An 18832-nucleotide genomic window follows, 5' to 3' on the forward strand; every position below is an offset into this window, starting at 1 on the left:
CGGCTACGGAAATCCCTTTGCACACCACGCCTTAAGGGATCAGCAAAATACTGCCTGCGGCCCGCCCTGACTCCATTTCGATATGCGCATGTGCAACATCTGCCAGGCTGAACTCGGCCGCGATCTGGCAGACGATCCCTGCTTCCATGGCCTGGACTGCCGCCTGCGCCGCCTCGCGGTATCTGTCGACATCGGCGCACCAGGCCATGATGCTCGGGTGAGAGAGCGACTTGCCGGGCCGAAGCTCCTCGACCGGAACCGGAGGAACCGGTCCGGCGGCTTGCCCGATGGTCACAGCCATCCCGAAGGCTCGGACCGAACGAAGGCTTTTGACCAGCATATCGCCGCCAAATCCGTCAATGGCGACGTCAACGCCGTTGCCATTCGTAAGCAGTTGGACTTCCGCGACAATATCGGCCTCGCGCCCGATGATGAGATGATCCGCGCCGAAGGACTTGGCGAGCACCGCCTTTTCGGGCGTGCTGACGGTGCCGATCACCGTGGCATTGAGCGACTTGGCCCAGCGAACGAGGATGCTTCCAAGCCCACCAGCGGCCGCGTGGATCAGAATACGACTTCCGTCGCGAACATCGCACGTCTTCTTCAGCAGCATGTAGGCCGTCATGCCCTTGAGCAGCGAGCTTGCAGCCGTTTTCGCCGAAACCGCTTCGGGAAGCCTGATCACTCTTTCAGCGGCAATGGTCCTTGTCGAGCAATAGGCTCCGACCGGCGGCCCCGCATACGCCACCCGGTCGCCCTCTTGCAAGCCCGTCACGTCAGGACCGACCGCTGCCACGACACCCGCAGCCTCAGCACCGATCACCGCCGGATAGAAGGGCATCGGATAGATGCCCTTCCGATGATAGATGTCCAGGAAGTTGGTCCCCATCGCTTCATGACGAATTTTTATCTCGCCTCGACCGGGAGCGGCCGGACGGTGATCCTGTACCTGAAACCGCGTGACGTCGCCGGGGGCGTTCAACATTACGATCTGATCTGTCATCGTGAGATCTCCTTGATGCACACAAGCTACCGCCTGGCCAAACCTGTGAAAATTCCCTATTGCTGCACAATGAGTGGGAACAAATTCACACAACTCGATTGGGACGACTTGCGGCATTTTCTGGCGCTGGCGCAGTCGGGAACGTTTCTCGGCGCGGCAAAGCAGCTGGGGGTCGAACACGCGACCATCAGCCGGCGCGTCTCATCGCTTGAGGCTAAGCTGGAACGCAAGCTCATCGACCGTCGCGGGCGGCGCGTCATTCTCACTCTGGAAGGGGAGAAGGTTGCCAAGCATGCCGCTGTCATCGCCCTGCAAACTGCCGCGGTCGAGCAGATTGGGCGCAGCAGTGCGACGGAAGTGGGTGGCCATGTGAGGATCAGCGCCCCACCCGCTCTTTCGAGCGTGCTTCTGGCAAAACCGATCGTCGCCATCCGGCGCGATCATCCGGGTGTTCAGATTACGCTTGTTGGCGAAAAGCGGTTCACCTCCTTAAACAGGCGCGAAGCGGACATTGCGGTTCGGCTGTCGAGACCGGAAGATGGCGACTATTCGATCACCAAGCTCCAGGAGATGACTTTCAATCTCTTCGCTTCGAAGCGTTATCTCGAAACCGTTGCGCCGTCCGAATGGACCTTTATCGGCTACGATGAAGCGATGAATGCCTCGCCGCAGCAGCTGCGTCTCAAGGAGGTGGCCGCCGGCCGCCCAATTGCGTTGAGATCGTCCGTTCTGGAGTTTCAGGTCGCGGCCGCAAGGCTCGACGGGGGTGTCGTGATGCTACCCGATTTCGCAGTCCCTGGAGATCTCCAGCGCATCGAGGGCGAACATGCTCTGCTAAGGGAACTGTGGTTGGTCGTGCACTCGGAGATCAAGGACCTTCCGTCCATTCGTGTCGTCCTCGATGCGCTCAAGAGCGCGTTCAAAGCGAAGCCTCGTGCCGGCCGGCCCAATTTGTCAGAGTAAATCGACAATATCAGCCAGAAGCGGAAGATCGACCTTTGGCATTGACGGGAACGGGCAGCGATCCCACCGCATCCCCCTGCGGCGTGGGCGTTGCGCGCCATGCCATCAGAGGGGAGCGGAACCGGAGTGTCGGCGAGCGTTCTGAGATAGGCGATCACATCCAGCCGGTCGGTTTCATCCGGCGCGCCACGGATTTCCATGCACCTGCGCAAACTACATCACCAGCGATTGATGGCAATGAACGCCGGCAAGCACGCCCGAAGCGGAAGCGAGTGTGGCATTGTGCATGGCGCTTGCCGCATCGCCGGCCGCAAAGACGCCCCTGACGGTGGTTTCTTTATTGTCGCCGTTGCGAATGACCGGCCCGAACGGGCCGTCATCGAAGACGCAGCCGAGCTGTTCGGCAAGCGAGCTCGCCATCGCCGTTTTCGGAGCGACGAAGACGGCGTCGAGTGGAAGGACGCGCCCATCGGCGAGGCGAACGGCGTCAAGCCCGGGATTATCGCCCAATAATTCGACGATAGGACTGCGCTCGATCCGGACGCCACGGGCGCTCAGCCGCACGAGCTGCTCTTCATCGGGCTCGAACTGTGCCTGGGTGAAAAAGGTCGTCGCTCCCCAGTCGGGAATCAGCATGGCCGAATGCGCCGAATGCGGATGGTTTGCCAGAACGCCGAGCTTGCCGCCGCTCACCTCGTAACCGTGGCAATAGGGGCAATGCAGTGCGGAGCGGCCCCATCTTTCCCGCAGGCCTGATATCTCTGGCAGCGTATCGCTCACCCCGGTCGCCAGAACAAGGCGCGCGGCTTTCTCTTCGCCCGCGCCTTCTACGTTGATGACGAATTCGTCACCATCGCACTGCGCCTGGACGACTTTGCCTGTGCGAATGGTGATGTTCGGATAAAGCGAGAGTTGTCGCTTTCCCTCCCGCATGATCGCCGCCGGCGTCTGGCCGTCCTGGCCGAGGAAGCCATGCGAGGCCTGCGAAAACCGATTTCGCGGCGCGCCTGCGTCGACGAGCAAAACCCGCCGCCGCGCCCGGGTAAGCTGCATGGCTGCCGACAGACCGGCAAAATTTCCGCCGATGACAATGGCTTCGAACGACATGAGCCTCTCCTTTGACGTTGCCGCAGTCATGGATCAACATAAGTTACATGATACAATCCGGTCAAGGGTTACGTTACTTGTCTTGTTACGATTGACTTGCGATAGTGGCCCGCTCGATCGACAGGACGAAAACCATGCGCAATGATAGCCGCCTCTCCCGAATGCTGCACGTGCTGATCCACATGGACAGGCATCAGCATTCGGCGACCTCCGAAATGATCGCCAAGATGCTGAATACCAATCCCGTCGTCGTCCGTCGCACCATGGCCGGCTTGCGGGAACGGGGTTATGTGCGCTCCGAAAAGGGTCATGGTGGCGGCTGGACACTGGTGCGTCCGTTGTCGGAAATCACCCTGCTCGATGTCTACAACGCTCTCGGCGAACCACATCTCTTCGCCATCGGCCCAGCCGACGATCAGCCGAAGTGCCTTGTGGAGCAGGCAGTGAATAGGGTCCTTCAAGACGCGATGAAGGAAGCGGAGGCCCTACTCCTGCGGCGGCTGGGCGGCGTAACACTGGAGGAAATCGCCGCCGACTTCGAGGCGAAACTGACCGCGCGCTGGGCGACGTCGTATCCCTGCGCCTCGTGAGCGCCGCCTACAACCGCTTATCCTCTCCGATACAGAAAATACCGCCCTTCCTTGATCCCCTCCGGCAGCGGCAGCGCCACCAGCTCGGCATGCTCCAGCGGCAGGCCGCTGACGGCGATGCCGTTTGGGGCGAGCACGCCGGCCATCAGCTGCGGCAGCCAGGTGAGCGTTACCGCGTCGATCTCGTCATGGCCGGTGCCGATATCGGCATGGGCGAGCGCCGCGCCGATGCCGAGGAAGGCCTGGCCGGACTCGCGGATATTGCCGGTCACCATATCTTCCGCCGCTGGCGTCGAGGCCGAATAGGAGCGGACCTCCCAGTCGAAGGCGACGATGCGGCGGCCGGGGAAATTTTCGCGCAGGTGATCATAGGTGCGGCCGTTGCCGAGGCCGAATTCCAACACCGGGCCTTCCATTTCGCCGACCAGATCGATGATCGCGTTCAAAATGTCGCGTTGGGCCGTCAACCGGCGAATGAAGCTGTCGAGGCGGCTCATCTAATCCGTATCCGTGATGAAAAATCGTCCGCGGGTGCTAACACATGAAACCTTGCCAAGTCGATTGCCGTAAATGGGAAATGGCGTTGCAGTGGCAACATGGGTCTGTGCTAAGCTGGATGACATGAAAACCGTGACCGACGAAGAATTCTTTGCCGCCGTGCCGCTGTTCAGCGCCTTCGAGGGCGTGACCGATGCCGCCAATTATCGGCCGCTGCCGGATGGCTGGGTGCTGGCGCTTGCCGATATCGTCGGCTCGACGCAGGCAATCGCCGGCGGACGCTACAAGGACGTCAACATGGCGGGCGCCAGCGTCATTTCGGCTGTCTTGAATGCCGTCGGCAAGGGCGATTATCCCTTCGTTTTCGGCGGCGACGGCGCGCTGATTGCGCTTCCGGGCTCGCTGGAGCAGGCGGCGCGCGACGCCCTCTCCGCCGTGCAGATCTGGGTCGAGGAGGATCTAGGCCTGATGCTGCGCGTCGCCATCGTTCCGGTCGCCGACACCCGCGCCGAGGGGCTTGACGTGCGCGTCGCGCGTTATTCGGCAAGCCCGCACGTCACCTATGCGATGTTCTGGGGCGGCGGCACCAGCTGGGCGGAACGACAGATGAAGCTCGGCCATTACGCCGTCGAGCGCGCAGCGGCCGGAACACGCCCCGATCTCACCGGCCTTTCCTGCCGCTGGAGCCCGATCGATGCGCAGAACGGCGAGATCGTCTCGATCATCGCGGTGCCCGGCGAAGGCAGGCCGGGCGAGGAATTCCGCAACCTCGTGAACGGTATCGTCGCCATCACCAGCGAGCAGAACCGCGGCAGCCATCCGGTGCCGGCCGACGGCCCGGAGCTTGCCTTCTCGCTGCACGGCATCAATCGCGAGGCCAAGGCCACAGCCCCCGCCGGCCGGCGCTTGCGCCAGAAGCTCATCATCTTCTTGCAGCTCGCCATCACGGTGATCTGCTATCGGCTCGGTATTCCGCTCGGCCGCTTTGACGCGCGCCGCTACAAGCGCGACGTCGCCGGCAATTCCGATTTCCGCAAATTCGACGACGGGCTGAAGATGACGGTCGACGTTGACGCCGAACATCTGAAACGGATCGAGACGCTGCTGGAAGCGGCGCGCGCCAAGGGCATTGCCCGCTACGGCCTGCATCGGCAGGCCTCGGCGCTGATGACCTGCTTCGTGCCGACGCCGATTTCGCGCGACCATATGCATTTCATCGACGGCGCTTCGGGCGGTTATGCGGTGGCCGCCAGCCGGATGACCGGCAAATCACTTTCTGCAGCGCCGAGCGTCATTTGAGAGGCGCACCGAAAAAGCAAAACCCGCCGCTTTGAGGCGACGGGCTGATCTTATCCTGATTTAGGGAAGGACTTATTTGAAATGGCAACGACCGGTCGGGGTGGTTTTTTTGTGGCCGTCATCATAGCGGATCGACTCGGCTTATGCCGTCGCGCTGCTTTTATGCCTTGATGACGTGATCGGCCGAAAGGCCTAGCCGGTTGAAGACGTTCCGGGTGTCGATGATCAGCGTAGCGCTTTTTGCGAGCACCGCATAATCCACGCTGTCATGGTCGGTCGCAATCAGCACCGCATCGTAACCGCTCACAGCTTCCCGCGTCAGCGCCGCCGATCGGCGGCCCTTCAGCGCCTGGTATTCGCGTGTCGGCGGGATCTCGGCGACGAAGGGATCGTGATAATCCGCCCGTCCGCCGCGTTCCTCGATGATCTCGATCAGCCGCAGCGACGGGCTCTCTCTAATATCAGCGACGTTCTTCTTGTAGGCGAGCCCGATCACCAGCACCTTGCTGCGGCTCAGCGCCTTGCCGGCGCGGATATCGAGCGCTTCGGCAAGCTTGCCGACGACATAACGCGGCATCGCCGAATTGATCTCGCCGGCGAGCTCGATAAAGCGGGTTGGGAGCTCGTATTCGCGCGATTTCCAGGTGAGGTAGAAGGGATCGATCGGGATGCAGTGGCCGCCGAGGCCGGGGCCGGGATAGAAGGGCATATACCCGAAGGGCTTGGTCTTGGCTGCGTCGATCACTTCCCAGACGTCGATGCCCATCGCCGCATAGACGGTCTTCAGCTCGTTGACGAGGGCGATGTTGACGGAACGGAAGATGTTCTCCGTGAGCTTGACTGCCTCGGCCGTCGCATTCGAGGAGACCGGAACGACGGTCGATACCGCCGCGCCGTAAAAGGCCTTCATCAAGGACAGCGCCTCGGGCCCGTCGCCGGCGACGACCTTCGGGATGGTGGCGGTATGATAATGCTGATTGCCCGGATCCTCTCGCTCCGGGGAGAAGCCGACGAAGAAATCCGAAGCGGATTTCAGCCCGGTGCCTTCGAGGATGACCTTGACGATATCGTCGGTCGTGCCGGGATAGGTGGTCGATTCCAGCACGACGAGCTGGCCAGGGCGCAGATGCCCAGCAATCGAGCGCGACGTCGCCTCGATGAAGGAGAGATCGGGATCGCGATGTTTGGTCAGCGGCGTCGGCACGCAGATGATGATGACGTCGCACTCGGCGAGCCCGGCGAAATCGGTGGTCGCCTGGAAGCGGCGAGCCTCGATCTCCGCGGCAAGCGCCTCATTGCTGACGGCGTCGATATAGGAACGGCGGGCATCGAGCGCCACCATCTTGGAGGGATCGATGTCGAAGCCGGTGACCGCAAAACCGCTGCGCGCCACCGCCATCGCCAGCGGCAGGCCGACATAACCGAGCCCGATGACGCCGGCACGGGCGTTGCGGGTTTCGATTTTCTGCAAAAGCGTGTCGAAGGTGGAGATGGCCAAGGCGGGATCTTTCGGAACGGGGAAGAGGAAGCTGATCTAATGCATGATCGCGGTGAATTAAACCCGGGGTTCTATTCTCCCCGAGTGGTACTAGCGTTCGGTTGGCGAACAAGACCCCTCCCAACAAGGGGGCGGGGCTAACTCGCGGCGCGCCGGTGTGCCCTCTTTCGACCTCAGCGTTCTCGGCGATGATTTTTAGTGGAGGCGATGCGGCAAGTTAAGCCCCTCCCCCTTGTGGGGAGGGGTTTAGGCAGCCGGGGGTGTCGGCCTCACCGATCTCCTGGGCTGATAGAACCCTTAACCGGGTGTGGCGAAAATGCCCCGCCGCCGCCCTTTGCTACAACTTGAAGGCACAAAAAAATTCCGCTCCCATTGTTTCGCATTTGCAGCATCCCTATTTTGACTTTCGAATAATAAACCGCCGCGAAAGGACTGCCCGTCCGGTCCCCGATAGGGGGAGCAGATGGGTGCCGCTGTCGGGCTTTCGGCAGATCGTTGACAAATAATACCGCTCGTACATCCTGATTTCCTTGTGACCTGCGCATGAAAATGTGCCGGCAGGGGGATTTTTGGCTCTTGGGGATGGCGTGCCTTATGAGGATCATACCGAGAATGAGCACGATCGAATCCAGCGTGTCCTCCATCCTGTTGGACCGGGTCGCTGAATGGCTGACGAATTCTTCGCTGGCCGGAGACGAGCTTGAAAACATCGTGCGCGGTTTCTGCGAGAGGATTGCGTCGGCCGGCCTGCCGATCGCACGGGTGCATCTGACCTTTTCGATGCTGCATCCGCTTTACGACGCCTTGAGCTTTACCTGGCGGCGCGCGAGCGGCGTCACCATCGAGGGCTTCCGCATGCCGGCCGGGCAGAAGCCGGACCGTTTTCTGCAGAGCCCCTATTATTACCTGCTCGACAACAACCTGCAGCACATCCGCCGCCGCCTGATGCAGGAAGGGCCGGCCGAATTTCCGATCTTCGAGGACCTGCGCAAGGACGCCATCACCGATTACCTCGCCTTCGTGCAGCCCTTCGGCGACGGCTCGGTGCAGGGCATGATGGGCTCCTGGTCGACCGACCACCACAACGGCTTTTCCGACGGCATGATCGAGGCGCTTCTTCGGATGCAGAACCATCTGGCGGTCGCCGCCAAGATGGCCGTGCTCGGCAAGCTCGCCAACAACATGCTGACCACCTATCTCGGCGGCGATGCCGGCAAGCGGGTGCTGAATGGCCAGATCCGCCGCGGCGACGGCGAGACGATCCGTGCGGCACTCGTCATGGGCGACATGCGCGAATCCACCATGTATGCCGAAAAGGAAGGCCGCCAGGCCTACATCGACACGCTGAACCAGTTCTTCGACGCGATCGCCGCGCCCTTCAACCGCAACGGCGGGGAGATCCTGAGCTTCCTCGGCGACGGCTTCCTCGCCGTCTATCCCTGCGGGCGCCACAAGGACCCGTCGAAAATAGCCTGCGAGGCAGCACTTTCCGCCGTCCATCAGGCGCAGGCGCGGGTCGCCGAACTCAACAAGGACCGCGAGGCGAAAGGCCTCAGCAAAGTCGGCTACGGCATCGGCCTGCATGTCGGCAACGTCATGTTTGGCAATGTCGGCCTGAAAGACCGGCTGACCTTTTCCGCCTTCGGCTCGGCCGTCAACGAGGTCCAGCGGCTGCAGATCCTGACTAAGAAATACGGCCGCGAGGTCGTCGCCAGCCAGGCTTTCGCCGGTTATTGCGGCGGCGAATGGACGACGCTCGGCGAAGAAAAGCTGCGCGGCATCCGCCAGAAGGTGACCGTACTTCAGCCGCGGGCGCCGGCCCCCGAGATCAACGTCGACGAGGGCTTCCGCGAGTCGGTGCAGAACGGGCTTTCCGAGGCCGAGCAAGTCATTCTCCTGCACCGGGACGCGAAGAAACACGTGGAGCGTACAACCATGGAGAAGTTCATCCAGTAGATACTCGAATGCCTGCAATGAATCTGCGCGTCTCGCCTGGGGAACTTCGGCGAGATGCAGTGGTTTTCCCTTGACTGTCATCTGCTAGACACCCCGTTTGCGGTACGATAGTGTGCCTTAACGGGAACATAGAAGACTGGGGAATTTCATTGGTATGGCGTCTGCAGCCGATTTGTTGCGTATTGAAAATCTCGACGTCTCCTTCTCGGTTTTCGGCGACCGGCTGCGTGTCGTAAAGGAAGCCAATCTTCGCATTCTTCCAGGCAAGGTTACCGCTCTCGTCGGCGAATCCGGCTCCGGCAAATCGGTAATCAGCCAGTCGGTCATGGGCATCCTGCCCAACCCGGCCAGTGCTTCCGGCAGCATCCTTTTCACCGATCCGCTCGACGGCAGCACGACGGATATCCTGTCGCTTTCGCGCGACAGCGAGGAAATGCGCGATCTGCGCGGCCGGCGCATGGCGACGATCTTCCAGGAGCCGATGACCTCGCTTTCGCCGCTGCACACGGTCGGCAACCAGATCAGCGAAGTGCTTTTGATCCATACCGAGATCGACAAGCAGGAAGCGCGTGAGAAGACCGAGGAAATGCTCGGCCTCGTCGGCTTTACCAATCCGCACCGTACCTACGACATGTATCCGTTCGAGCTGTCGGGCGGCATGCGCCAGCGCGCGATGATCGCCATGGCGCTGATCTGCAAGCCGGCGCTATTGATTGCCGACGAGCCGACGACGGCGCTCGACGTGACGATCCAGGCGCAGATCCTCGAATTGCTGCGCGAACTGCAGGCCAAGCTCGGCATGGCGATGCTGCTCATCACCCACGATCTCGGCATCGTCGCCAACATGGCAGACGAGGTGGTCGTCATCTATCACGGCGAGATCATGGAAGCCGGGCCGGTCGAGGCGATCTTCCGCAATCCGCAGCATCCCTATCTCAAGGCGCTGATGGCCGCCGTTCCGCATTTCGACATGAAACCCGGAGAGCGGCTGAAGGCATTGCGCGACGTGCCGGTCAATCTCGAAACCCTCGTCGGCAAGAAGAAGCCGTTGCAGGCGGAGGCGCCGGGCACGCTGCTTTCGGTCGCCAACCTCTCGAAAACCTATAAGACACGCAGGCGCAGTCTGCTCGGCAAGCACGAAGCCGCCGTCGTGCACGCCGTCGACGACGTCAGCTTCGACATCCGCCGCGGTGAATGCCTTGGCCTTGTCGGCGAATCCGGTTGCGGCAAGACGACGCTCAGTAAAATCCTGATGCGCGCCATCACGCCCGACAGCGGCGCGGTGGTGTTCAACGACGGCAAGGACGTGATCGACGTGCTTTCGGTGCGCGGCGAGGCACTTCAGGATATGCGCACCAAGATCCAGATGGTGTTCCAGGATCCGGTCTCCTCGCTCTCGCCGCGCATGACGGTGCGCAACATCCTCAGCGAACCGCTTGAGATCCACGACCGCGGCGACAGTGACGAGCGCAAGCGCAAGGTCGAAGGCCTGATGGCGGCGATCGGCCTCGACAAACGTTACCTCAGCCGTTACCCGCACAGTTTTTCCGGCGGCCAGCGCCAGCGCATCGGCATTGCCCGTGCGCTTGCGCTCGGCCCGAAGCTCATCATCCTCGACGAGCCGGTCTCGGCGCTCGACGTCTCCGTCCAGGCGCAGATCCTCAACCTGTTGAAGGACCTGCAGAAGGAGCTGGGGCTGACCTATCTGTTCATCTCACACAATCTCGCCGTCGTCGATTACATGGCCGACCGCATCGCCGTGATGTGTAAGGGCCGCATCGTCGAGATCGCGCCGCGTGAAATCATCCTGCGTGATCCGGTACACCCCTATACGAAATCGCTGCTCGCCGCCGTCCCTTTCCCCGATCTCGACCGGCCGCTCGATTTCAAGGCGCTCCGGGAAAACGGCGCCGCCGACAAGCAGAACTGGGGGGTGACCTTCACCGCCGAGCATGACGAGGCCGCCGAGCTTGCCTATGCCGATCTCGGCGACGGCCATCTGGTGCGCGCCCGCAAAGGCGCCGAGGCCAAGGAGTTGCGAGGATGGTGACGCGTCGCACTTTTCTGGGCGGCCTTGTCGGCGCGGCAATCGCCCCCGCAGTGCTTCGGGCGGAACCGGCCGTCGAGCCTGAGTTTCTCAAGGAGCGGCTGGCATCGGGCAGCCTGCCTGGTATGGCCGAGCGCATTCCCGCCCGCCCGCGCATCGTCAACCTGAAGGAGATGGGGCTTGCCCCCGGCAGCTACGGCGGCACGGTGCGCACCATCATCGGCAGCCAGCGCGACATCCGCTTCATGACGATCTACGGCTATGCTCGGCTGATCGGCTACAACAAGCACCTGCAGTTCCAGCCGGATATCCTTGCCGATTTCCAATCTGAAGACGATACGATCTTCACCTTCACGCTGCGCGAGGGCCATAAATGGTCCGACGGAGAGCCGTTCACGGCCGACGATTTCCGCTACTGGTGGGAAGACGTCATCCTGAACGACAAGCTGACGCCGGGCGGCGGCGCGCTCGAGCTTCGCCCGCACGGCAACCTGCCGCGCTTCGAGGTGCTCGATCCGCTGACGGTGCGCTACACCTGGGAAAAACCCAACCCGATGTTCCTGCCGACGCTGGCAGGGCCTATCCCGCTCGTCATCGTCGGGCCGGCGCATTATCTCAAGCAGTTCCACAAGAAATTCCAGCCCGACCAGGCGAAGATGGAACAGATGATGCAGGCCAATCGCGTCAAGAAATGGCAGGACCTGCACATCAAGATGGCCCGCTCCTACCGGCCCGAAAATCCCAACCTGCCGACGCTCGATCCCTGGCGCAACACGACGGCGCTGCCGGCCGAGCAATTCGTCTTCGAGCGCAACCCGTTCTTCCACCGCGTCGACGAGACCGGCAGGCAGCTTCCCTATCTCGACCGGTTCATCCTCAACGTCTCCTCATCGTCGATCATCGCCGCCAAAGCGGGTGCCGGCGAGGCCGACCTGCAGGCGACCGGCATCGACTTCAACGACTACACCTTCCTGAAAGAAGCTGAGAAGCGCTTCCCGGTGAAGGTCAATCTCTGGAAGGTGGCGCGCGGCTCGCGCATCACGCTGCTGCCGAACCTCAATTGCGCCGACGAGGTCTGGCGCGGCCTTTTCCGCGACGTGCGCCTGCGCCGCGCCTTGTCGCTGGCGATCGACCGGCACGAGATCAACATGGTCGCCTTCTACGGCTTGGGCACGCCGAGCGCCGACACCGTCCTGCCCGATAGCCCGCTGTTCAAGCAGGAATATGCCGATGCCTTCGTGAAGTTCGATGCCGACGAGGCCAACCGGCTGCTCGACGAGATCGGCCTGACCAAGCGCGGCGATGACGGCATAAGGCTGCTGCCTGACGGGCGGCGCGCCGAGATCACCGTCGAAACCGCCGGCGAGAGCAATCTCGATACCGACGTGCTGGAACTGGTGCACGATCACTGGGCCAATATCGGCCTTGCGCTCTATACCCGCACCTCGCAGCGCGACGTCTTCCGCAACCGCGCCATGAGCGGCTCGATCATGATGTCGATCTGGTACGGCCTCGACAATGGTGTTCCCACCGCCGACATGTCGCCCTCGGGGCTGGCGCCGACCCTCGACGATCAGCTGCAATGGCCGCTCTGGGGCATGCATTACCTCTCCGCCGGCCAGGAGGGCGCAGCTCCCGACCTGCCGGAGGCGGCCGAACTGGTCGACCTGCTCGGCCAGTGGGGCTCGACGGCGAAATTCGAGGAGCGCCAGGTGATCTGGCACAAGATGCTGTCGCTCTATACGCAGCAGGTGTTCTCGATCGGGCTGATCAACAGCACGCTGCAGCCGGTCCTTTGCGCCGCCAAGCTGCAGAACCTGCCGGAAAAAGCCCTCTACGGCTTCGATCCCACCTCCTATCTCGGCATCTACATGCCGGATGCATTCTGGTACAAGGAGGCCTGAGGCGTGCTCAGATACATTCTCTGGCGCATCGCCGCCATGGTGCCGACGCTCTTCGTCATTTCGGCGCTGGTTTTCACCATCATCGAGCTGCCGCCGGGCGATTTCTTCGAGAGCCAGATCGCCGAGTTACGCGCCTCCGGCGAGACCGCCAATCTCCAGGAAATCGAGGAGATGCGCCAGCAATACGGCTTCGACAAGCCGGAGATCGTGCGCTATTTCTACTGGGTCGGCGGCATGCTGCACGGCGATTTCGGCTATTCCTTCGAATACCAGATGCCGGTTTCCGATGTGGTCGGCGAGCGCCTGTGGCTGACAATCCTCGTCTCCTTCACGACCATCCTGCTCACCTGGCTGATCGCCTTTCCGATCGGCATCTATTCGGCCACGCACCAGTATAGCTGGAGCGACTACGGTCTGACCTTCCTCGGCCTGCTCGGCATCGCCATTCCGAACTTCATGCTGGCGCTGATCCTGATGTATTTCGCCAATATCTGGTTCGGCATCTCGATCGGCCATCTGATGGATCAGCAATATATCTCGGCGCCGATGAGCTGGGAGAAGGCGCGCTCGATCCTCTCCCACCTGTGGATTCCCGTCATCATCGTCGGCACGGCGGGGACTGCCGGCATGATCCGGCGGCTGCGCGCCAACCTGCTTGACGAGATGCAGAAGCAATATGTGACGACGGCACGCGCCAAGGGCCTGCATCCGATGCGGGCGCTGCTCAAATACCCCCTGCGCATGGCGCTCAACTTCTTCGTCGCCGATATCGGCTCGATCCTGCCGTCGATCATCTCCGGTGCCGAGATCGTCGCGATCGTGCTGTCGCTGGAGACGACAGGACCGATGCTGATCAAGGCGCTGCAAAGCCAGGACATGTATCTCGCCGGCTCCTTCCTGATGTTCCTCGCCTTCCTCAATGTCATCGGCGTTTTGATCTCCGACATCGCGCTCGGCTTCCTCGATCCCCGCATCCGTCTGCAAGGCAGGAGCACCAAATAATGTCGCCCCTTCCCGCACCCGGCGCGCCGCTTCCCCATTACGTCTCGACCGCGCCTTTCGATCCGCTAGCAACCGAAACTATGACGGCGGCGCAATCGCGCATCCATCTCGCCTCGCAGAAACAGCTGATGTGGTGGAAGTTCAAGCAGCACAAGCTGGCCTTGATCTCCGGCATCTTTCTCGCCGCCGTCTACCTGATGATCCTGATCGTCGAGTTCCTGGCGCCCTACGGACTGCACACGCGCAACGTCGATTTCATCCATACGCCGCCGCAGCGTGTGCATTTCTTCGACAAGGGCAGTTTCGTCGGTCCCTTCGTCTACGGCCGTAGCATGACGCTCGATCTCGATACGCTGCACCGCGTCTATACCGACAGGCCGAACGACGTGCAGCCGATCCGCTTCTTCTGCCGCGGCGATGCCTATAAATTCTGGGGTTTCGCCGCCTCGAACTATCATCTGGTCTGCCCGGCGATCGGCGGGCAGATGTTCCTGCTCGGCACCGACCGGCTCGGCCGCGACGTGCTCTCGCGCATCCTTTACGGCGCCCGGATCTCGCTGACGATCGGCCTGATCGGCATTTCGATCAGCTTCGTGCTCGGCATCGTCATCGGCGGCCTTGCCGGTTATCGCGGCGGCATTTTCGATCTCGTCGTCCAACGCCTGATCGAAGTGCTGCAATCGCTGCCGAGCCTGCCGCTATGGATGGCGCTGGCCGCCATCATGCCGGTGACCTGGAGCCCGATTGTTATCTATTTCGGCATCACCGTCATTCTCGGCATCATCGACTGGACCGGGCTTGCCCGCGCTGTGCGCTCCAAACTTCTGGCGCTGCGCGAAGAAGATTACGTCCAGGCGGCACAGCTGATGGGCGCCAGCACGCCGCGCATCATCGGCCGGCATCTGGTGCCGGGCTTCATGTCGCATCTGATTGCCTCGGCGACGATTTCAATCCCCGGCATGATTCTCGGCGAGACCGCACTTTCCTTCCTCGGCCTCGGACTTCGCCCGCCGATCACCAGCTGGGGCATTCTGCTGACCGAGGCAAAAAGCGTCAGCGTCATCGCCTTTTATCCTTGGCTGCTCTATCCGATCATTCCTGTTGTTCTTGTCATTTTGGCGTTCAACTTTCTGGGAGACGGCTTGCGTGATGCGGCAGATCCCTACAAATAGCAGAAAACCCGGCGGCGCCTTATGGCACCGCTCCCGCCACGTGGCCTCCGGACGGTGGGGGTACTAACGCATGCTGTTCACCCCGGAGGGAACACCCATGGCCAGACGTCTCGAAGATGCGCGCATCCTCATGTACAGTCACGACACCTTCGGCCTCGGCCATCTCAGGCGCTGTCGCGCGATCGCCCATGCGCTGGTCGAGGATTATCGCGGCCTCAACATTCTGATCATTTCGGGTGCGACGATCGCCGGCGCCTTCGACTATCGTGCCCGCGTCGACTTCGTGAAGATCCCGAGTGTCATCAAGCTGCGCAACGGCGAATATACCTCGCTTGCCAGCCATATCGACCTGCACGAGACGCTGAAGATGCGCGAATCGAGTATTCGCCACACGGCCGAGACCTTCCAGCCCGATATTTTCATCGTCGACAAGGAGCCGATGGGACTGAAGGGCGAGGTCGAGGATACGCTTGCCTATCTCAAGGCCCGCGGCACCGTGCTGGTGCTCGGCCTGCGCGAGGTGATGGACGCGCCGCATCTGCTCGACGCCGAGTGGAAGCGGAACGGCATCATGCAGAAGATCGACCAATATTACGACAGCGTCTGGGTCTATGGCCCGCCTGACTTCTACGATCCGCTTGTTGGTCTCGACGTGCCGGCGAGCCTGCGCCGGAAGATGGATTTCGTCGGCTTCCTGCAGCGCAGCGTCTCCAAGGGCAAGAGCTCGATCAACGCCCGCAAGGATAATTACCTGCTCGTCACCACAGGCGGCGGCGGCGACGGCTCCGATCTCGTGCACGACGTGATGAACGCCTACGAGGCCGATCCGACGCTGACGCAGAAGGCGCTGGTCGTGCTCGGTCCCTATATGCCGGCGGCCGAGCGCGCCAAACTGGTGCAGAAGGGCGAAGCCATTCCCTATATCGAGGTGATCGAGTTCGACAACCACATGGAAGAGCTGATCGACGGCGCCACCGGCGTCGTCGCCATGGGCGGCTACAACACCTATTGCGAGATCCTTTCCTTCGACAAGCCGGCCCTCATCGTGCCGCGCGTCAAGCCGCGCGAGGAACAGCTGTTGCGTGCCCAGCGGGCAAGCGCGCTCGGCCTCGTCGATATGCTGCTGCCGGAACAATCGGCCGATCCCACCATCATGTCCGAGGCTCTAAAACGTCTGCCTTCCCGTCTGCCGCCGTCAAAGAGCGGCAGCAACATGCATCTCGAGGGGCTGGACCACATCTCGCAGACGGTCGGGCGATGGATCGACGGCCGCGCCAGCCACCTTTCCCTCGTCGCGGAATAGGGCACAGCCTTGCCGCCACGCCGCAAGATCCTTGTCGTGCTGAAAGGCTATCCCCGCCTTTCGGAAACCTTCATCGCCCAGGAGCTGCTCGGCTTGGAAAAGGCCGGCTTCGACCTGACGCTGATTTCGATGCGCCGGCCGACCGACAAGAAGCGCCATCCCGTGCATGACGAGATCAGGGCGCGGGTGGTCTACCTGCCGGAATATCTGCATGAGGAGCCGATCCGCGTGCTGAAAGGGCTGGTCGCCGGGTTCTCGAAACCCGGCTTCAAGGTTCTGATCAAACGTTTCCTCGCTGACCTCAAGCGCGACATCTCACGCAACCGCTTCCGCCGTCTCGGCCAGGCGCTGGTGCTCGGACGCGAATGGCCAGATAGCGGGCAATGGCTGCATGCCCATTTCATCCACACGCCGGCCTCGGTGGCGGAATATGCAAGCATCCTCACCGGCATACCCTGGACCTGTTCGGCCCATGCCAAGGACATCTGGACGTCGCCCGACTGGGAGCTGCAGGAAAAACTCGGCAGCGCCCGCTGGGCCGTCACCTGCACCAAGACGGGCTATGAGCACATGCGCCAGCTGACCTCCCGCAAGGATGCCGTGCACCTGAGTTACCACGGTCTCGATCTTGCCCGTTTCGGCCATTTTGCCGGCGAGCGTTCCCAGAGAACCGGCAGTGACCCCGACGATCCCGCCTTCATCCTCAGCGTCGGCCGCGCCGTCGAGAAGAAGGGTTATGACGTGCTGCTGCGCGCACTGGCGCTGCTGCCCGCTGACCTGCATTGGCGCATGGACCATATCGGCGGCGGCGAGGAGCTTGCCAAGCTGAAGGCGCTCGCCGGCGAGCTCGGCCTCTCCCACCGCATCGTCTGGAAGGGGGCCATGGCGCAGGAAGACGTGCTCGATCACTACCGCCGCGCCGACCTTTTCGCGCTCGCCTGCCGGATCGCCGCCAATGGCGACCGCGACGGCCTGCCGAACGTGCTGGTGGAGGCTTCGAGCCAGCGGCTCGTCTGCCTCTCGACGGCGGTATCCGGCGTTCCGGAACTTCTGGAGGACGGCGAAAACGGCCTGGTCGTGCCGCCGGAGGATCCGGCCCGGCTTGCCAAGGCGCTGGAGACGGCGATCCGCAACCCGGCGCTCCGCAAGCGCCTCGGCGACGCCGCCGAAAGACGGGTGCGCGACGATTTCGATTATCACTCCAGCATCCGGCAGCTCACCGGCCTGTTCGAGGCCGAATGGCAGAAGGCGTCATGACGGCATCGCGCATCTTCTTCTACGTCCAGCACCTGCTCGGCATCGGTCACATCGCCCGCGCCAGCCGCATCGCCAACGCGCTCGTCAAGGACGGTTTCGACGTGACGGTCGTCACCGGCGGCCTGCCGGTGCCGGGCTTTCCCGGCGACGGCGTCAAGACCGTGGCCCTGCAGCCGGTCGTAGCCAGCAATGCCGGTTTTTCCGGCCTCGCCGATGCCGATGGCCGCCCCGCCGGCGAGGATTTCCTCAATGCTCGCCGCGATCTGCTGCTTGAGGCCTTCCACGCCGCCAGGCCCGATGTCGTCATCATCGAAGCCTTCCCCTTCGGCCGGCGGCAAATGCGCTTCGAACTGCTGCCGCTGCTTGCGGCGATCGACAAGGCCGAGCCGCGGCCGAAGCTCCTCAGCTCCGTGCGCGACATCCTGCAGGAAAACCGCAAGGCCGGCCGCGACGCGGAGACTGCGGCCCTGGTCAAGGATCATTTCGATGCGGTGCTCGTCCATGGCGACCCCGGTTTCACCAGGCTTGAGGACACTTTTCCGCTGACGGCAGAGATCGCCGACAGGCTGCGTTATACCGGCCTCGTCGCAGCGCCGCCGGCACCGGAACCGACCGAAACCTTCGACATTATCGCATCGGCAGGCGGCGGCGCGGTCGGGGCGGCGCTGGTCGGCGCCGCAAAAGAGGCGGCGGCCCTCCTGCCCGGCAATCTTCGCTGGCTGCTGATAGCAGGCCCGAACCTGCCGGAAGCCGATTTCGCTGCACTGTCTGAGGATGCGGCGCCAAACGTGACGCTGGTCCGCTTCCGCAGGGATTTCCCCTCGCTGCTGCGCGGCGCCAAGGTTTCGATCTCCCAGGCAGGCTACAACACGGTCGGCGACCTGCTGCGCACCGAATGCCGGGCAGTCCTCATCCCCTTCGTCGCCGGCGGCGAAACCGAACAGACGGTGCGCGCCGAGCGGCTGCAGGCGCTTGGTCTCGCCGACATTCTGCCGGAAACGGGACTGACGCCGGGCCATGTGAAGGAAGCCGTCGAAAAGGCACTCGCCACGCCGCGCACCGGGCCAGTCTCGCTCGATCTCGACGGGGCTGAGAAAACCGCCGGCATCATTCGCTCCATCATTGCCGGCGATTCGAAGCTTTGAGGATATCGATGAGCACAGGTGGGTAACCAACGGCTTCGGCAAAGCCGCCCATGCTGCCACTATCTGGCAGCAGCAAGCCTGTATAAGT

Annotated in this window: 15 protein-coding genes; 11 read left to right on the forward strand and 4 right to left on the reverse strand. The window is 62.4% G+C overall.

Annotated features, from left to right (window positions below; translation table 11 throughout):
- Positions 1-31: 31 nt before the first annotated feature.
- Positions 32-1003, reverse strand: a complete 972-nt coding sequence (locus FHX14_RS00510; RefSeq protein ID WP_184375370.1) for a quinone oxidoreductase — start codon at positions 1001-1003, stop codon at positions 32-34.
- Between the two features lie 69 nt (positions 1004-1072).
- Here FHX14_RS00510 and FHX14_RS00515 point away from each other — a divergent pair, with 69 nt between their 5' ends.
- Positions 1073-1966: a LysR family transcriptional regulator gene (locus tag FHX14_RS00515; protein ID WP_184376220.1), complete on the forward strand. Its 894-nt coding sequence runs from the start codon at positions 1073-1075 to the stop codon at positions 1964-1966.
- 213 nt (positions 1967-2179) lie between these two features.
- On the opposite strand, the gene FHX14_RS00520 is transcribed toward FHX14_RS00515, so the two are convergent.
- Positions 2180-3073 (reverse strand): NAD(P)/FAD-dependent oxidoreductase, encoded by an 894-nt coding sequence (locus tag FHX14_RS00520; RefSeq protein ID WP_184375371.1) that lies wholly within the window; start codon positions 3071-3073, stop codon positions 2180-2182.
- A 134-nt stretch (positions 3074-3207) separates the two neighbouring features.
- Here FHX14_RS00520 and FHX14_RS00525 point away from each other — a divergent pair, with 134 nt between their 5' ends.
- A complete protein-coding gene (locus tag FHX14_RS00525; protein WP_184375372.1) occupies positions 3208-3663 on the forward strand; it encodes an Rrf2 family transcriptional regulator in 456 nt (151 codons plus the stop codon).
- A gap of 17 nt (positions 3664-3680) precedes the next feature.
- Here the strand turns inward: FHX14_RS00525 and FHX14_RS00530 are convergent, their stop codons facing one another.
- Entirely contained in the window at positions 3681-4160 is a 480-nt protein-coding gene (locus FHX14_RS00530) for a class I SAM-dependent methyltransferase (RefSeq protein WP_184375373.1), read from the reverse strand.
- 124 nt (positions 4161-4284) lie between these two features.
- Between FHX14_RS00530 and FHX14_RS00535 the strand changes: the two genes are divergently transcribed.
- Positions 4285-5460, forward strand: a complete 1176-nt coding sequence (locus FHX14_RS00535; RefSeq protein WP_054184057.1) for a DUF3095 domain-containing protein — start codon at positions 4285-4287, stop codon at positions 5458-5460.
- 160 nt (positions 5461-5620) lie between these two features.
- Here FHX14_RS00535 and FHX14_RS00540 read toward each other — a convergent pair whose 3' ends face one another.
- Positions 5621-6958 carry a nucleotide sugar dehydrogenase gene (locus FHX14_RS00540; RefSeq protein WP_184375375.1) on the reverse strand — a complete coding sequence of 446 codons (1338 nt, stop codon included), beginning with the start codon at positions 6956-6958 and terminating at the stop codon, positions 5621-5623.
- Positions 6959-7570: 612 nt separating this feature from the next.
- Here FHX14_RS00540 and FHX14_RS00545 point away from each other — a divergent pair.
- The 8 genes from FHX14_RS00545 (at position 7571) to FHX14_RS00580 (ending at position 18744) form a co-directional block, all read left to right on the forward strand.
- On the forward strand, positions 7571-8914 hold the full coding sequence (locus FHX14_RS00545; RefSeq protein ID WP_184375377.1) for an adenylate/guanylate cyclase domain-containing protein: 1344 nt from the start codon (positions 7571-7573) through the stop codon (positions 8912-8914).
- A 154-nt stretch (positions 8915-9068) separates the two neighbouring features.
- Positions 9069-10964, forward strand: a complete 1896-nt coding sequence (locus FHX14_RS00550; RefSeq protein ID WP_003595073.1) for an ABC transporter ATP-binding protein — start codon at positions 9069-9071, stop codon at positions 10962-10964.
- Positions 10958-12865, forward strand: a complete 1908-nt coding sequence (locus FHX14_RS00555; protein ID WP_003595072.1) for an ABC transporter substrate-binding protein — start codon at positions 10958-10960, stop codon at positions 12863-12865. The genes FHX14_RS00550 and FHX14_RS00555 overlap by 7 nt, the downstream gene beginning before the upstream one ends.
- A 3-nt stretch (positions 12866-12868) precedes the next feature.
- Positions 12869-13867: an ABC transporter permease gene (locus tag FHX14_RS00560; protein ID WP_003595069.1), complete on the forward strand. Its 999-nt coding sequence runs from the start codon at positions 12869-12871 to the stop codon at positions 13865-13867.
- Positions 13867-15039 (forward strand): ABC transporter permease, encoded by a 1173-nt coding sequence (locus tag FHX14_RS00565; protein ID WP_184375379.1) that lies wholly within the window; start codon positions 13867-13869, stop codon positions 15037-15039. The genes FHX14_RS00560 and FHX14_RS00565 overlap by 1 nt, the downstream gene beginning before the upstream one ends.
- A gap of 97 nt (positions 15040-15136) precedes the next feature.
- Complete coding sequence (locus FHX14_RS00570; RefSeq protein ID WP_054184050.1) at positions 15137-16342, forward strand: glycosyltransferase family protein; 1206 nt, start codon at positions 15137-15139, stop codon at positions 16340-16342.
- 9 nt (positions 16343-16351) lie between these two features.
- Complete coding sequence (locus FHX14_RS00575; RefSeq protein WP_184375381.1) at positions 16352-17599, forward strand: glycosyltransferase; 1248 nt, start codon at positions 16352-16354, stop codon at positions 17597-17599.
- Positions 17596-18744 carry a glycosyltransferase gene (locus FHX14_RS00580; protein ID WP_184376221.1) on the forward strand — a complete coding sequence of 383 codons (1149 nt, stop codon included), beginning with the start codon at positions 17596-17598 and terminating at the stop codon, positions 18742-18744. Before FHX14_RS00575 ends, FHX14_RS00580 begins: the two co-directional genes overlap by 4 nt.
- The last annotated feature ends 88 nt before the right edge of the window (positions 18745-18832 follow it).

Source organism: Rhizobium sp. BK619, assembly GCF_014195245.1.
In the GTDB taxonomy this organism is placed as follows: Bacteria; Pseudomonadota; Alphaproteobacteria; order Rhizobiales; family Rhizobiaceae; genus Rhizobium; species Rhizobium acidisoli.

Excerpts from the sequence above, each read along its gene's own strand:
- FHX14_RS00510 (WP_184375370.1), bottom strand. The coding sequence starts at position 1,003 with ATGACAGATCAGATCGTAATGTTGAACGCCCCCGGCGACGTCACGCGG.
- FHX14_RS00515 (WP_184376220.1), top strand. The coding sequence starts at position 1,073 with ATGAGTGGGAACAAATTCACACAACTCGATTGGGACGACTTGCGGCAT.
- FHX14_RS00520 (WP_184375371.1), bottom strand. The coding sequence starts at position 3,073 with ATGTCGTTCGAAGCCATTGTCATCGGCGGAAATTTTGCCGGTCTGTCG.
- FHX14_RS00525 (WP_184375372.1), top strand. The coding sequence starts at position 3,208 with ATGCGCAATGATAGCCGCCTCTCCCGAATGCTGCACGTGCTGATCCAC.
- FHX14_RS00530 (WP_184375373.1), bottom strand. The coding sequence starts at position 4,160 with ATGAGCCGCCTCGACAGCTTCATTCGCCGGTTGACGGCCCAACGCGAC.
- FHX14_RS00535 (WP_054184057.1), top strand. The coding sequence starts at position 4,285 with ATGAAAACCGTGACCGACGAAGAATTCTTTGCCGCCGTGCCGCTGTTC.
- FHX14_RS00545 (WP_184375377.1), top strand. The coding sequence starts at position 7,571 with ATGAGCACGATCGAATCCAGCGTGTCCTCCATCCTGTTGGACCGGGTC.
- FHX14_RS00550 (WP_003595073.1), top strand. The coding sequence starts at position 9,069 with ATGGCGTCTGCAGCCGATTTGTTGCGTATTGAAAATCTCGACGTCTCC.
- FHX14_RS00555 (WP_003595072.1), top strand. The coding sequence starts at position 10,958 with ATGGTGACGCGTCGCACTTTTCTGGGCGGCCTTGTCGGCGCGGCAATC.
- FHX14_RS00565 (WP_184375379.1), top strand. The coding sequence starts at position 13,867 with ATGTCGCCCCTTCCCGCACCCGGCGCGCCGCTTCCCCATTACGTCTCG.
- FHX14_RS00570 (WP_054184050.1), top strand. The coding sequence starts at position 15,137 with ATGGCCAGACGTCTCGAAGATGCGCGCATCCTCATGTACAGTCACGAC.
- FHX14_RS00580 (WP_184376221.1), top strand. The coding sequence starts at position 17,596 with ATGACGGCATCGCGCATCTTCTTCTACGTCCAGCACCTGCTCGGCATC.